Raw genomic sequence first — 14,747 nt, forward strand, 5'->3', positions numbered from 1 at the left:
GACCTGTTGCTGTCAACGCCGGTGGTGGAAGTTCGCCTGCGCGGCCCGGCTGATCGCCGTCACTCAGGAGGTGAATACCCGATCGGTCCGTCTTTTGGAAGCCCTGGGCATGGCGAGGGTCGACGCGTTCGAGGAGTTCGGCGCGCGTCAGGTGATGCACGCGATCGACCGTCCGGGGGCAACTTCCCGGGTATGGGCAGATGGTGGGCGGGCTGGTGTCGGGCGGCCGGGCGGCGACGAGAAGCAGCAGCTCAGCGCAGTTGACTGAGCTAAACCATCTCCGTCCGTACCCGCTGCGGGCCGTCCGGCACACCCCGCTGCGGCTACTCAGCCTCTGCCGCAAAAACGCCCTTGCCCTGCTTGCCGTACACCAAGCCGCGATCGTGCAGCAGACCGAATGCTCGGTTTACCGTTGCAAGCGAAACGTGGTGCTTGTCTGCGAGTTCGGCGGTGGAGGGCAGCTTCTCGTGTGCCTTCAGCTCTCCGGACTTAATCTGCCCGGCGATGCCGTCAGCGATGCGGCGGTAGTCAGCCTGCTCGTATGGGCACGAACAGAAGTCTAGGCCCGCAAGGTCGTGTGGAGGGTTCCACCGTCCTGACGATAGAGGAGACGGTGAATCGCTGGGCGCCGGCTCGGCTGCGGTCTGCTGGTGGCTACCCCGCCACGTACTGAAGTACGCCCGCGACAGAACCAACGACTGCGACGACCAAGGGTCTGCTTCGGCAAGGTGCTGCCTTCGATGTAGTCGCCGCGTTGAATGGCGTACAGATCAACCCCGGGCCGCCCTTGTCGGGTGACCCGGGGTCTCTTGTTGTGCTGGTCAGCCGACCGGCCCGATCTCCTTGGCCAGGTTGACGAACGACTGCCAGTTGTCCGGCGTGAAGTCGAGGGTGCCGCCTTCGCGGTCCTTCGTGTCCCGGACCAGGACGATGCCCGGCAAATTGTCGGCGACCTCGACGCACGAACCGCCGTTGGAGCCGCTGCGGCTGCTCTTATGCCACTTGGCGTCGGTCATGTCCATGTCTGCGCTGCTTCCTTGATCAGATTCAGTGACTGCTTACGGGAGAACGCTTCGCCCCTGATTGCCTCCCACGTCTGCTGGAGGTTAACAAGGTCCTCCGCTTGGTCTACCACCTGCGCTCGCACCTGGTGATCGAGGTGCGCGACCACCGAGCCGTCGCCCAGGGTGCCCAGGATGAATCCACCCTGTAGGCCAGGGTAGAGCCCAGCGTCTTCACCCACCACGAGGATCTGTACGTGTGGCAGCTCGGCCATCTCAGCCAGGTGGGCGAGCTGCTCCTTCATCGCGGCGGGGTGACTCTTCATGGGCCGGCGCAGCACCATCACGTCGATGACGGCGACGAGCTGCACGGGCTTGATGCTGAAGAGGATGGCGCTTCGTTCGGACCTCGACGCTACGCGCTCCTCGATCTCGTTCGGAGCCAGGAGATTATGAGCCAGCGTGGCTCGCGCGTACGCCTCGGTTTGGAGCAAGCCGGGCACCCAGGCGTGCTCAAACCACCGCAGCGCGACTGCCTCGCGTTCCCAGTCGACCCATTTTCTCAGCCACTGTGGCTCGCGTCGCTTCAGGACATCAGGCCATAGGTCATTTATGTCCCGGCCCAGGATTGCCGCCACCGCCACACGTCGACGCGGTTGCGGCACACGTCCCGGAGAGATCCAACGCGCTGCGGTCTTCGGATCTACCCCCGTCTGAGCTGCGAGACTCTCTGCCGTCTCGCCGGCCTCGGTCATGGCCGCTTGAAGTGTCTGGTTCATCCCGCCTCCAACATGGACGTCCCGAACAATCCTGAGCATAAGGCAACGTCGTGTACTGATCCCGTCGCTGTCGGCAAGGTGTCGGGTAGGCGGGCCCCCCGTTGGAGGGTGTGGATAGCTCGCCGGACCCTGCCCACCCGCTCCGGGTCGTGACAGCGGCCGGGCCGCCCAGCCATCTCGACAGCGCAGGACGGAGGCACATGGAGCCCAGCACAGACGAACCCGCCGAGCCGGTCGTGGGCGGGCCTTCTATCCAAGTCGGCGGCACCCGCGAGGGCGGCGCGGTCTACCAGTCCCGCCGGAACCTGCTGACCCCGGCCGACGTCCGGTGGCAGGAGTTCCCGCTGACCAGGTTCGGTTGCCGTGGCCTCGACCCGGAGGCAGTCGGCAAGTTCCTCCGCCGGGTAGAGGCTGACCTGGACACCCTCTACCAGGAAGTCATCGCCGCTCGGGACGAGGCCCGCCGCCACCACCGCGACGCCGCGATCGAGCTGCGAGCAGAGCGCCGGCGTCCCCGCGAGTCGTGGGCGCAGCGGCCCCGCAGTGAGTACCGGCGTCCGCCCATGTGGCCGTCGTACTCGCCCCGCCGGCAGGGTTGCCACCGCCCGCCGGGGGACGGAGGCGGCGATGGCTGACTACCCCGCGATCCACGGCCCGTCCAGACCGGACTGGAACTGCCTCGTCTGCGGGGCCCCCTGGCCCTGCCTGACCCGCAAGCGCCAGCTCAAGGAGCTGTGTCAGTGCAACATTCGCACGCTCGTCCGCTACATGACCGCGTACCTGCCGGACGCCCACACGGAAATCACCGGCATGAGCACCACCGATATCACCGAACGCTTCGTCGGGTGGTGCGGCAGACCGTTGGAGATGTGGGCGGTCCAGGAGCACCCGGCCGACTCGGAAGATCAAGAACGGCACCGACGCTACCTACCCAATCAGAAGGCAGGGAGATATGGACGCCACGGACAACGGCCCGGCCCAGAGCCGGAGTGAGCAGGCCGAGGACGCCGAACGGGAGGCCGCGAGGCAACGCCTACTCAAGCAGGCCGAGGCGGACCGGATCCCGGCGGACGAAACAACCAGGGCGGTGCCCGACCGGCGGTGGCGTCGTGACCACCCATGACCTGCCGATAGGACGCCGAATCGCCCGGCTACGGGCCCGGCGGCGGATGACCCAACAGATGCTCGCCGACCGGCTCGGCAAGTCGAAGAGCTGGGTCGACAAGGTCGAACGCGGTGTCCGTGCCCTCGACCGGTTCACGGTCATCCAGGACCTCGCCGCCGTGCTCCGCGTCGACCCGGTGGCGCTGCTCGGCCGCGACGCCCTACCGTCGCAGGCCGCCCGCGCCGCCGTGTACGGCGTCGACGGGGTACGGGCTGCCCTCGCCCGCTACGACACCGCGCTGGGGAGCGGGCCGCAGGTGCGGGCGGCACCGCCGGCCGGCGAACTGGGCCGGCGGGTACGGCACGCCTGGCTGACATACCAGCACGCCGACTACCCGCAACTACTGCGGATGCTGCCGGAGCTGCTCGGCGCAGCCCAACACACCCACGCCGCCCACGCCCACACCAGCGGCGGCGGGAACGGAGACGGGGCGGCGGAGTCGCTGGTGCAGGCGTATCGGATCACGTCATCGGTGTTGGTGAAGCTCGGCGAGGGCGACCTCGGTTGGCTGGCCGCCGACCGGGCCATGTCCGTGGCCACCGGCGACCCGCTGTTGGTGGCGGCGGCCACCGTGCCGCTGGGGCAGGCGCTGCGCGCCCTCGACCGCCCCCGGCCGGCCCTGTCGGTCACGATCGCCGCCGCGCACCGCACCGCCCCCAAGGTGTGGCGCGACGGCCCGCCACGGGACCTGGCGCTGCGCGGGACGCTGCTGATCCAGGCCGCCCTGGCCGCCGCCGGATTCGGCGACGAGCGCAGCGCACGGGAACTGGTCGACCAGGCGGCCCGGATCGCCGACGAGATCGGCGAGGGCCACGACCGGCACTGGACCAGCTTCGGGCCCACGGCGGTGGAGCTGGCCCGGGTGGCTGCCGCCGTCGAGCTGGGTGCCGGCGGCGAGGCGGTGGTACTGCACGAGAAGGTCGTCGGCGCGGACGACTGGCGACGGTTACCGGCCGAGCACCGGGCGGCGTACCTGCTCGACGCCACCCGCGCGTACCTCCGGGTCGGCGACCCCCTCGCCGCCGGACGCGCGCTGGTCGACGCGGACCGGACCGCACCGGCCGAGGTCCGGTTGCGGCCGGTGGCCCGTACGCTGCTCACCGACCTGACGCGCCATGGACCGGTCCCGGCGGACGTAGCCCGGCTCGCCACGGCCCTCGGCATCGGGTGATGACCGCCCGGCCCCTCCTCCTTCACCGGCCGGGCCGGACAGTGGTCTGTGAGAGGAACACTTCGTCGCTCCGTGCTCAAAACATTGTGCGAATGGCTTACCGCACGACGTCACGCATCGTTACGCGGAATGGTTCAATGTGCCGCAGTGGAAAAGGTCGGCGGGGGCGCGGTGTCGACGAGATCGGCGAAGCCGGCCGGGGCGGGTGTCGCACCCGCCCACCCGTCGGCCGACGGGCACCGGCCGGTGCCCGTCCGAGGGGCGCTTCGTCCCAGCCTGCGGCCCTGCTCCTAGGGGCAGCGCTAGGGGCCCGCTAGGGGTTGGCAGCGCTGTCCGGGGCCAAATACCTTCCTCCGGTAAGTAGGACCTGGTGTGCGCTGCAGCGCTGTCTGTCTGGCAATTCGTGGTCGGCTTTATGGGCTCTGGTCTTCGCGGCTTGAGGCGTCTGTGGACGGTATTGGGTCGCCTGGTTCTTCCGGCCCGAATAGGTGGCGGCAATGGCGAACGAAGATACGCTACGGGAATACCTGAAATGGGTGACGGCGGACCTTCACCAGACCAGGAGGAAGCTCGGCGAGCTTGAGGCTGCCAACCGTGAGCCGATCGCGATCGTCGGCATGTCCTGCCGCTTCCCCGGCGGGGTGCGCTCCCCGGAGGACCTGTGGGAGCTCGTCGCCTCGGGCGGGGACGCCATCTCCGGGTTCCCCGCCGACCGGGGCTGGGACCTGACCCGGCTGTTCCACCCCGACCCAGACCACCCCGGCACGTCGTACGCCTCCGAGGGCGGCTTCCTCGACTCGGCCACCGACTTCGACGCCGGCTTCTTCGGCATCTCCCCGCGCGAAGCCCTCGCCATGGACCCCCAGCAGCGGCTGCTGCTGGAGACGTCGTGGGAGGCGTTCGAGCACGCCGGCATCGACCCGTCCGCGCTGCGCGGCCACCAGGTCGGCGTCTTCGCCAGCACCACCGGTCAGGACTACGTGGGACTGCTCCAACCGCCGCCGCCCGGCACCGAGGGGTACGTCCTCACCGGCACGGCGGCGAGCGTGGTGTCCGGCCGGATCTCGTACGCCCTCGGCATCGAGGGCCCCGCCGTCACCGTCGACACCGCCTGCTCCTCGTCGCTGGTCGCCCTGCACCTCGCCTGCCAGGCCCTGCGCCAGGGGGAGTGCAGCCTGGCGCTGGCCGGCGGCGCCACCATCATGTCCACCCCGTCCGCCTTCATCGGCTTCAGCCGGCAGCGCGGCCTCGCCGCCGACGGGCGGGTCAAGTCCTTCGCCGCCGCCGCCGACGGCACCGGATGGGGCGAGGGCGTCGGCCTGCTGCTCGTCGAACGGCTCTCCGACGCCCGCCGGCACGGGCACCCCGTGCTGGCCGTGGTCCGGGGCAGCGCCGTCAACCAGGACGGCGCGTCCAACGGGCTCACCGCCCCCAACGGCCCGTCCCAGCAGCGCGTCGTCCTCCAGGCCCTGGCCAGCGCCCGCCTCTCGCCCGAGCAGGTCGACGTGGTGGAGGCGCACGGCACCGGCACCACCCTCGGCGACCCGATCGAGGCGCAGGCGCTGCTCGCCACGTACGGGCAGGGCCGGCCGGCGGACCGTCCGCTGTGGCTCGGCTCGGTGAAGTCGAACATCGGCCACACCCAGGCCGCCGCCGGCGTCGCCGGGGTGATCAAGATGGTGATGGCGTTGCGGCACGAGACGGTGCCGGCGACGCTGCACGTCGACGAGCCGACCCCCAACGTGGACTGGACGGCCGGCGCGGTGTCGCTGGTGACCCGGGCCCAGCCGTGGGCCGCCGGGGAGCAGCCGCGCCGGGCCGGCGTGTCGTCGTTCGGGATGAGCGGCACCAACGCCCACGTGATCATCGAGGAGGCGCCGGCCGAGGCCGCCCCCGGGCCGGCGGAGTCCGGCGCGGACGGCGACGCCGGGCGCGACGCGGCCAGCACGGCCGGGGCCGCCACCTCTGGGGCCGGGGCGGACATGTCGGCCGGCACGGACACGTCGGCCGGCGGCGGGCCCGCGCCGGTCGTCGGCGCCGGCCTCGTGCCGGTGCTGCTCTCCGCCCGCGACGCGGCGGCCCTCACCGCGCAGGCCACCCGCTGGGCCGACCAGTTCGAGGCCTGCCCCGAACTCCGGCTGCCCGACGTGGGCTGGTCGTCGGCCACCACCCGGGCCCGGCTGGAGCACCGGGCCGTGCTGTTCGCCGCCGACCGCGCCGAACTGCTCGCCGGGCTGCGCGCGCTCGCCGCCGGGGACGACGCCCCCGGGCTGGTCACCGGGGCCGGGCCGCGCGGCGGCCAGCTCGCGTTCCTCTTCTCCGGGCAGGGCGCGCAGCGCTGCGGCATGGGCCGCGACCTGGCCGACGCCTTCCCGGTGTTCGCCCGCGCGCTGGCCGAGGTCTGCGCCGAGCTGGACCGCCACCTGCCCCGACCGCTGGCCCCGGTGATCTTCGCGCCCGAGGGCGGCGAGGCCGCCGCGCTGCTCAACCAGACCCTGTTCACCCAGGCCGGGCTCTTCGCCGTCGAGGTGGCGCTGTTCCGGCTCCTGGAGAGCTGGGGGGTCGTGCCGGACGTCCTGCTCGGCCACTCGATCGGCGAGCTGTCGGCGGCCCACGTCGCCGGCGTGCTGACCCTGCCGGACGCCGCCGCCGTCGTCGCCGCCCGGGGCCGGCTGATGCAGGCCCTGCCGGCCGGCGGCGCGATGCTGTCGGTCCAGCTCCCCGCCGAGGCGGTCCGGGCCGCCCTGACCGGCCTCGACGACCGGGTCGCCGTCGCCGCCGTGAACGGCCCCGCCTCGGTGGTGGTCTCCGGTGCCGCCGACGTCGTGGAGGAACTCGAACGCCGCTGGGCCGACCAGGGGGTACGGACCAAGCCGCTGCGGGTCAGCCACGCCTTCCACAGCCCGCTGATGGAACCGATGCTCGACGAGTTCGCCGCCGTGCTGCGCGGGGTCGAGCTGCACCCGCCGACGCTGCCGATCGTGTCGAACCTGACCGGCGAGGTCGTCGACCCCGACGCCGTGCGCACCCCCGAATACTGGGTGCGGCACGTGCGGGAGGCCGTCCGGTTCGCCGACGGGGTGGACCGGCTGTGCGCCATGGGCGTGCGCACCTTCCTGGAGATGGGCCCGAGCGGGGTGCTCACCGCGCTCACCCGCGACATCCTCGCCGCCACCGGCCGGGACGAGGACCGGGCCGCGACCGCCCTGCTGCGCCGCGACCGCGCCGAGCCCGGCTCCGCGTTCGCCGCCCTCGCCGAGCTGCACGGCGGCGGGGTCGACGTGGACTGGGCCGCGCTGTTCGCGGGCGTCGACGTCGCGCGGGTGCCGCTGCCCGGGTACGCGTTCCGCCGCCAGCGGTTCTGGCCCGAGCCGCCGCCGGCCGCCGTCGCGGCCACCGACTCCGGCGACGACGACGGGTTCTGGGCTGCCCTGGAGGGCGCCGACGCCGAGACCCTGGGCGGCGAGCTGGGCGTCGACCCCGACGACGACTCCGTGCGTACCCTGCTGCCGGCCCTGCCGGTGCTCAGCTCCTGGCGGCGGTCCCGCCGGGAGCGGTCGCTGGCCGACGAGTGGTCGTACCAGGTGACCTGGAAGCCCGTGCCGGTTGCCGACCGGGACGCGCCCACCGGCCGCTGGCTGGTCGTGCTGCCCGCCGCCGACGCCCCCGCCTGGGCCGACGGGCTGGCCGGGCTGCTGCCCGACGCCGAGCCGCTCACCGTCGGCGGGGCCGACCTGGACCGGGCGGCGCTGGCCGCCCGGCTGCGGGAGGCCGCCGACGAACGGCCCGTCGACGGCGTGCTGCTCGTCGTCGCCGGCCAGGACCGGCTGCTGCCGGAGCACCCGGGCGTCACCCTCGCCGCCGCCACCGCCCTCGCGCTGGTCCAGGCCCTGACCGACCTCGACCTGGTGACGCGCCTGTGGTGCGTCACCAGCGGCGCGGTCGCCGCGGCCCCCGCCGACCAGGTCGAGCACCCGCTGCAGAACCAGGTCTGGGGCCTCGGCCGCGCCGCCGCCGTCGAGCAGCCGCACCGCTGGGGCGGCCTGGTCGACCTGCCGTCCACCGTGGACGACGCCGTCGCCCGCCGGCTGGCCGCCGTGCTCGCCGATGGCGGCGAGGACCAGGTGGCCGTCCGCTCGGGCGGCGTCTGGGCCCGCCGGCTCGTGCCGGCCCCCGCCGCCGTGGACGACGCGCCCGCCGTCGACTGGAGCGGCGGCACCGTCCTGGTCACCGGCGGTACCGGCGGGCTCGGCGGCCACGTCACCCGCTGGCTGCTGGACCGCGGCGCCCGGCAGGTGGTGCTGGCCAGCCGTCGGGGCGCCGCCGCCCCCGCCATGGCCGACCTGCTCGAACGGTACGGCGCGGACGGGCGGGTCACCGCCGCCACCTGCGACGTGACCGACCGGTCGTCGGTGGCCGCGCTGCTGGACTCGCTGCCCGGGCTGACCGCCGTCGTGCACGCCGCCGGCACCGACCAGCTCACCCCGCTGACCGACACCACCCTCGACGAGTTCTCCCACGTCGTCGCCGGCAAGGTGCTCGGCGCACTGCACCTCGACGACTGCCTCGCCGACCGTCCCCTCGCCGCGTTCGTGCTCTTCTCCTCCATCTCCGGGGTGTGGGGCAGCGCCGGCCAGTGCGCGTACGGGGCCGGAAACTCGCTGCTGGACGCCCTCGCGGTCAACCGGCGCGGCCGGGGGCTGCCGGCCACCGCCGTGTCCTGGACCGCCTGGGGCGGCGAGGGCGGCATGGCCGCCGAGAACGTGGCCACCGCGCAGCTCAACCGGATGGGCCTGCCCCCGATCGACCCGGACCGGGCGCTCGTCGCGCTGGACCGGGCGACCCGCCGGCCCATCGGATGCGTCACCGTCGCCGACGTCGACTGGGCCCGGTTCCACCCGGCGTTCACCGTGGCCCGGCCCAGCCCGCTGCTCGGCGACCTGCCCCAGGTGCGGGCCCTGCTCGACGCCGAGGAGTCCGCCACGCCCGCGCCGGGCGCCGTCGCCGAACCCCTGCGCCACCTGGCCGGCCTCTCCGCCGCCGACCAGGAACGCGACCTGCTGCGGCTGGTCAACGAGCAGACCGCCGCCGTCCTCGGCCACGCCACCTCCGACGAGCTGCGCGGACGCCCGTTCAAGGACCTCGGCTTCGACTCGCTGACCGCCGTGGACTTCCGGGGCCGGATGAACACGGCCACCGGCCTGCGCCTGCCCACCACCCTCGTCTTCGACTACCCCACCCCCGCCGAGTTGGCCGCGCACCTGCGCGAGCTGGTCTTCGGGGGCGACGCGGCCGACGCGGGGCAGACCACCGTCGTGCACGCCGACGAGCCCGTGGCGATCGTCGGCATGGCCTGCCGGTACCCGGGCGGCGTCGGCGGGCCGGCGGAGTTCTGGCGGCTCGTCGCCGACGGCGTCGACGCCGTGTCGGCGTTCCCCACCGACCGGGGCTGGGAGATCCCCGAGGGCCTCGACGGCGCACAGGCCCCGGCCGGCGGCTTCCTCTACGACGTGCCCGACTTCGACCCCGCGTTCTTCGAGATCTCGCCCCGCGAGGCGCTGGCCATGGACCCGCAGCAGCGGCTCACCCTGGAGGCGTCCTGGGAGGCGCTGGAGGGGGCCGGGGTCGACCCCGCCGCGCTGCGCGGCACCCGTACCGGCGTCTTCGTCGGCGCTTCCACCTCCGGGTACGGCACCGGGCTGACCGAGGTCCCCGAGGGCGTCGAGGGGTACCTGATGACCGGGGCCGCGCACAGCGTGATCTCCGGCCGGGTCGCGTACACCCTCGGACTGGAGGGGCCGGCGGTCACCGTCGACACCGCCTGCTCGTCGTCGCTGGTGGCGCTGCACCTGGCCGGGGCGGCGCTGCGCCGGGGCGAGTGTGACCTGGCGCTGGCCGGCGGCGTGGCCGTGATGGCCACCCCCACCGCGTTCCAGGAGTTCTCCCGGCAGGGCGGGCTGGCCGCCGACGGCCGGTGCAAGTCGTTCGCCGCGTCCGCCGACGGCACCGGCTGGTCCGAGGGCGTCGGCATGCTGCTGGTGCAGCGCCTCTCCGACGCCCGCCGCGAGGGCCGGCGCATCCTCGCCGTGGTCCGCGGATCCGCCGTCAACTCCGACGGCGCGTCCAACGGGCTGACCGCCCCGAACGGGCCGTCCCAGCAGCGGGTGATCCGGCAGGCCCTGGCCAGCGCCCGGCTCACCACCGCCGACGTGGACGTCGTCGAGGCGCACGGCACCGGCACCGTCCTGGGCGACCCGATCGAGGCGCAGGCCCTGCTGGCCACGTACGGCCAGGGCCGCGACGGCGGCGAGCCGCTGCTGCTGGGCTCGGTGAAGTCGAACATCGGGCACTCCCAGGCCGCCGCCGGGGTGGCCGGCGTGATCAAGATGGTGCTGGCGATGCGGGAGGGGCTCGTCCCGGCGTCCCTGCACGCCGACGAGCCGTCGCCGCACATCGACTGGTCGTCCGGGGCGGTGGAGCTGGTCACCCGGGCCCGCCCCTGGCCGGCCGTGGACCGGCCCCGCCGGGCCGCCGTGTCGTCGTTCGGGATCTCCGGCACCAACGCCCACGTGCTCGTCGAGCTGCCCGCCGCCGACGACGCGGTTCCCGTGTCCGCGCCCGACCCCGGCCTGCTCGCCGCCGGCACGGTGGTGTGGCCGCTGTCGGCGCGCTCCACGGCCGCCCTGGCCGCGCAGGCCACCCGGCTGGCCCGGCACGTGCGGGAGCACCCCGGGCTCGACCCGGCGGCGGTGGCCTGGTCGCTGGCCACCACCCGGTCGGCGTTCGACCGGCGGGCGGCGGTGCTCGGCGCGGGCTCCCCGGACCTGCTGGCCGGCCTGCACGCGCTCGCCGCCGGCACCCCGGCCGGCAACCTGCTCACCGGCGCCGTCACCGGCCACGGGGCGGGCCCCGTGTTCGTCCTCCCGGACGCCCGCGCCGCCCTCGACGCGGTGGCCGGGCTGGTCGGCCGGTGCCCCGCCCTCGACGACGCGCTCGCCGAGTGCGGCCCCGCCCTCGCCCCCTGGCTGGACGTCGACCCGGCCGCCCTGCTGACCGGCGCGGACCGGTCCTGGGTGGACCGGCCGGAGCTGGCCCAGCCCGTGGCCTTCGCCGTCGGCGTCGCCCTGGCCGCCGTGTGGCGGCACGCCGGGGTCACCCCGGCCGCCGTGCTCGGTCACGCCGACGGCGAGGTCACCGCCGCCTGCGTGGCCGGCGTGCTCTCCCTGCCCGACGCGGCCCGCGTGGTCGCCCTGCGGGCCCGGGCCGTCGCGGACCGGACCGACGACGACGACCCGACCGACGACGACCCGACCGATGCCGTCGCCGACCGCCTCCGCTCCGAGCTGACCGGCCTCGCCCCGCAGCCGGGCACCGCCCGCCTGCTGTCGACCGTGACCGGGGGCTGGGCCGACCCGGCGTCCCTGGACGCCGGCCACTGGGCCGACGGGGTCCGCCGGCCGGGATCCCTCGACGCCGCCGTGCGGGCCGCCGTCGCCGCCGGTCACGTCACCTTCGTGGCGCTGTCGCCCGACCCGGCGTCGGCCGCCGAGCTGACCGGGGCGCTCGCTGCGGCCGGCGTCCCCGGTCAGGTGCTGGACACCCTGCGCGGGGACGGCGACGCGCCGACCCGGCTGCTGGCCGCCCTCGCCGTCGCCCACACCGTCGGGCTGCCGGTCGACCACCGCCGGATCCTCGCCGGAGCCGACCCGGTAGACCTGCCCACGTACGCGTTCGAGCGGCACCGGTTCTGGCTGGAACGCACCGGCGCCCACCGGGCCGTCCTGCCCGCCGTCGGCCTCGACGTCGTCGACCACCCGCTGCTCAGCGCCGTCGCCGAACTGCCCGGCGACGAGGGGCTGCTGTTCACCGGCCGGATCTCCCTGACCGCCCAGCCATGGCTGGCCGACCACGCGGTGCTGGGCACCGTGCTCCTGCCCGGCACCGCGCTGGTCGAGCTGGCATCCTGGACGGGCCGGCACGCCGACGCCGCCTCGGTGGCCGAACTGAACCTGGAAGCGCCCCTGGCGATCCCCGCCGAGGGCGGCGTCGACCTGCGGGTCCGGGTCGGCCCGGCCGACGACACCGGGCACCGACCGGTCTCCGTGCACACCCGACCCGACGACGCCACCGACGGATCCCGGCAGTGGCAGCGGCACGCCTCCGGCCTGCTCGCCGCCACCGAGGACCCGGCCGCCGCCCCGGCGGCCGTATGGCCGCCCGCCGACGCCGAGCCGATCGCCCTCGACGGGCTCTACACCCGCCTCGCCGAGCAGGGCTACCACTACGGCCCGGTGTTCCGGTCCCTGCGCGCCGCGTGGCGCTCCGGCACCGACATCCTCGCCGAGGTGGCCCTGGACGCCGACGCGGCGACCGACACCACCGCCTTCTCGGTGCACCCCGCTCTGCTGGACGCGGCGCTGCACGCCATCGGCGCCAGCGTCGCCGGCCCCGGCCCCGACGGTGCCGCCCCGCCGCCCGCGACGGGCGGCCCCGACATCCGGCCCGGCCTGCCGTTCGCCTGGACCGGCGTGACGATCCGGCCCACCCGAGCCCGGGAGCTGCGGATCCGGCTCACCGCCACCGGTTCCGGGGCGGTCGCGTTGACGGTCACCGACACCGGCGCGACGCCGGTCGCCTCCGTCACCGGCCTCGTCCTGCGGCCCATCTCCGGCGAGCAGCTCAGCGCGGCCCGCCGCGCCGCCACCCGGTCCCTGCACCGCCTCGACTGGGTCACCCCCGACGCGGTCCGCGCCGACAACCCGTACCGGCTGGTCGCCCTGGGCGACGACTGGCCCGCCGCCGACCGGTCCCCGGACCTCGCCGCCCTGGTCGCCGGGGTGCGCGCCGGCGCGGCCGTCCCCGACGCGGTGGTCGTCACCTGCGGCGGGCCGGACCCGGGCGAACCGGACCCGGCCCGGCTGGCCCACCGGGTCAGCCACCGCACCCTCGCGCTCGCCCAGCAGTGGCTCGCCGAGGACACCCTCGCCACCGCCCGGCTGGTGGTGGTCACCCGCGGCGCCGTCCGGGTCGACGCGGGCGACCAGATCGCCGACCTGCCCGCCGCCACCGCGTGGGGGCTGCTGCGCAGCGCCCAGTCGGAGAACCCCGACCGGATCGTGCTGGTCGACGTCAACGTCGATGTCGATGCCGACCGGGCAGCCGCCGACCTGCTGCCTGCGGCGCTCGCCACCGGCGAGCCGCAGCTCGCGGTGCGCGCCGGCCAGCTCCGCGTCCCCCGGCTGACCCGGCTCGGCCCGCCGCCCGCCGACCGGCCCGACCCCGACCTGGCCGCCGGCACCGTCCTGGTGACCGGCGCGACCGGCGCGCTGGGCCGGCTGGTGGCCCGCCGGCTGGCCGACCGGCACGGGGTACGCCACCTGCTGCTGGTCAGCCGCACCGGCGGGGACGCCCCCGGCGTGGCGACGCTCGTCGCCGAACTCGCCGAGCTGGGCACGGCCGCCCGGGTGGCCGCCTGCGACGTCACCGACCGCGACGCGCTGGCCCTGCTGATCGACCAACTCCCCGCCGACCGGCCGCTCAGCGGCGTGGTGCACGCGGCCGGAGTGCTCGACGACGGCATCCTCGGCGCACTCACCCCGGACCGGTTCGACGCCGTGCTCCGGCCCAAGGTCGACGCCGCCTGGCACCTGCACGAGCTGACCGAGAAGCTGGACCTGGCCGCGTTCGTGCTGTTCTCCTCCGCCGCCGGCCTGTTCGGCGGCCCCGGGCAGGCCAACCACGCCGCCGCCAACTGCTTCCTCGACGCGCTCGCCCAGCACCGGCACGACCGGGGGCTGCCCGCCACGTCCATGGCCTGGGGGCCGTGGGCCAACGACACCGGCGACGGGCAGCCGGGGCACGTCGACGAGGACCGGATGAACCGGGGCGGCTTCGTCCCGCTCGCCGCCGAGGAGGGCATGGATCTGTTCAGCGAGGCGCTGCGGTTCGCCGACCCCGTCGTCGTACCGGTCAACCTCGACCTCGCCCTGATCGGCCGGCACGGGCCCGCCGCGGTGCCGCCGGTGCTGCGGTCGCTGGTCCGCCCGGCGACCACGGGCGCGGCCCGCGCCGCCGAGCGCGACCCGGCGGCGGCGCTGCGCGACACCCTCGCCGCCACCGCCGAGGCCGACCGCGACCAGGTGCTGTCCGACCTGGTCCGCACGCACGCCGCCGCCGTCCTCGGGTACGCCTCGATCCGGTCCATCGACGCCGAACGCGGCTTCGTCGAACTCGGCTTCGACTCGCTCACCGCCGTCGAGTTCCGCAACCGCCTCAACGCGGCCACCGGCCTGCGCCTGCCGTCCACGCTGATCTACGACCGGCCCACCACGGCGGCCCTCGTCGAGCACCTGCGGGGCGCGCTGCTGGCCGAGCGGAGCACGTCCGCGCTGACGGTGCTCGGCGAGCTGAACAAGCTGGAGCACGTCATGCGGACCGTGGCGGACGGCGACGCCGACCGGGTCGCCGTCGGCGACCGGCTGCGCGAACTGCTCTCCCTGTGGACCTACACCGGCTCCGGTGCCCAGGACGCCACCGGCGACGACGAGAGCCTGTCCTCGGCGTCCGCCGAGGAGATCTTCAGCTTCCTGGACGAAGAACTCGGCTCGGCCTGATCCGGCATGTTCCGCACC

7 protein-coding genes are annotated in these 14,747 nt (G+C 74.8%); 4 read left to right on the forward strand and 3 right to left on the reverse strand.

Annotation, left to right across the window (positions count from 1 at the left end; all coding sequences use genetic code 11):
- Nucleotides 1-323: 323 nt before the first annotated feature.
- The 3 genes from ACH4T9_RS28025 to ACH4T9_RS28035 form a co-directional block, all read right to left on the reverse strand.
- Nucleotides 324-695 (reverse strand): GntR family transcriptional regulator, encoded by a 372-nt coding sequence (locus tag ACH4T9_RS28025; protein ID WP_396674141.1) that lies wholly within the window; start codon nt 693-695, stop codon nt 324-326.
- 126 nt (nt 696-821) lie between these two features.
- A complete protein-coding gene (locus ACH4T9_RS28030) occupies nt 822-1,016 on the reverse strand; it encodes a DUF397 domain-containing protein (RefSeq protein ID WP_396674168.1) in 195 nt (64 codons plus the stop codon).
- Nucleotides 1,013-1,780 carry a Scr1 family TA system antitoxin-like transcriptional regulator gene (locus ACH4T9_RS28035; protein ID WP_396674140.1) on the reverse strand — a complete coding sequence of 256 codons (768 nt, stop codon included), beginning with the start codon at nt 1,778-1,780 and terminating at the stop codon, nt 1,013-1,015. Before ACH4T9_RS28035 ends, ACH4T9_RS28030 begins: the two co-directional genes overlap by 4 nt.
- 200 nt (nt 1,781-1,980) lie before the next feature.
- Here ACH4T9_RS28035 and ACH4T9_RS28040 point away from each other — a divergent pair, with 200 nt between their 5' ends.
- The 4 genes from ACH4T9_RS28040 to ACH4T9_RS28055 all read left to right on the forward strand — a co-directional run bounded on the left by ACH4T9_RS28040 (nt 1,981) and on the right by ACH4T9_RS28055 (nt 14,729).
- Entirely contained in the window at nt 1,981-2,415 is a 435-nt protein-coding gene (locus ACH4T9_RS28040; protein ID WP_396674139.1) for a DivIVA domain-containing protein, read from the forward strand.
- Complete coding sequence (locus tag ACH4T9_RS28045) at nt 2,408-2,773, forward strand: hypothetical protein (RefSeq protein WP_396674138.1); 366 nt, start codon at nt 2,408-2,410, stop codon at nt 2,771-2,773. The genes ACH4T9_RS28040 and ACH4T9_RS28045 overlap by 8 nt, the downstream gene beginning before the upstream one ends.
- A gap of 116 nt (nt 2,774-2,889) precedes the next feature.
- Entirely contained in the window at nt 2,890-4,116 is a 1,227-nt protein-coding gene (locus ACH4T9_RS28050) for a helix-turn-helix domain-containing protein (protein ID WP_396674137.1), read from the forward strand.
- Between the two features lie 497 nt (nt 4,117-4,613).
- Nucleotides 4,614-14,729 carry a type I polyketide synthase gene (locus tag ACH4T9_RS28055; protein ID WP_396674136.1) on the forward strand — a complete coding sequence of 3,372 codons (10,116 nt, stop codon included), beginning with the start codon at nt 4,614-4,616 and terminating at the stop codon, nt 14,727-14,729.
- Nucleotides 14,730-14,747 lie beyond the last annotated feature (18 nt).

Origin of the sequence: Micromonospora sp. NPDC020750, from assembly GCF_044334565.1 — a bacterium.
Classification (GTDB): Bacteria; Actinomycetota; Actinomycetes; order Mycobacteriales; family Micromonosporaceae; genus Micromonospora.

Excerpts from the sequence above, each read along its gene's own strand:
- ACH4T9_RS28030 (WP_396674168.1), bottom strand. The coding sequence starts at position 1,016 with ATGACCGACGCCAAGTGGCATAAGAGCAGCCGCAGCGGCTCCAACGGC.
- ACH4T9_RS28035 (WP_396674140.1), bottom strand. The coding sequence starts at position 1,780 with ATGAACCAGACACTTCAAGCGGCCATGACCGAGGCCGGCGAGACGGCA.
- ACH4T9_RS28040 (WP_396674139.1), top strand. The coding sequence starts at position 1,981 with ATGGAGCCCAGCACAGACGAACCCGCCGAGCCGGTCGTGGGCGGGCCT.
- ACH4T9_RS28045 (WP_396674138.1), top strand. The coding sequence starts at position 2,408 with ATGGCTGACTACCCCGCGATCCACGGCCCGTCCAGACCGGACTGGAAC.
- ACH4T9_RS28055 (WP_396674136.1), top strand. The coding sequence starts at position 4,614 with ATGGCGAACGAAGATACGCTACGGGAATACCTGAAATGGGTGACGGCG.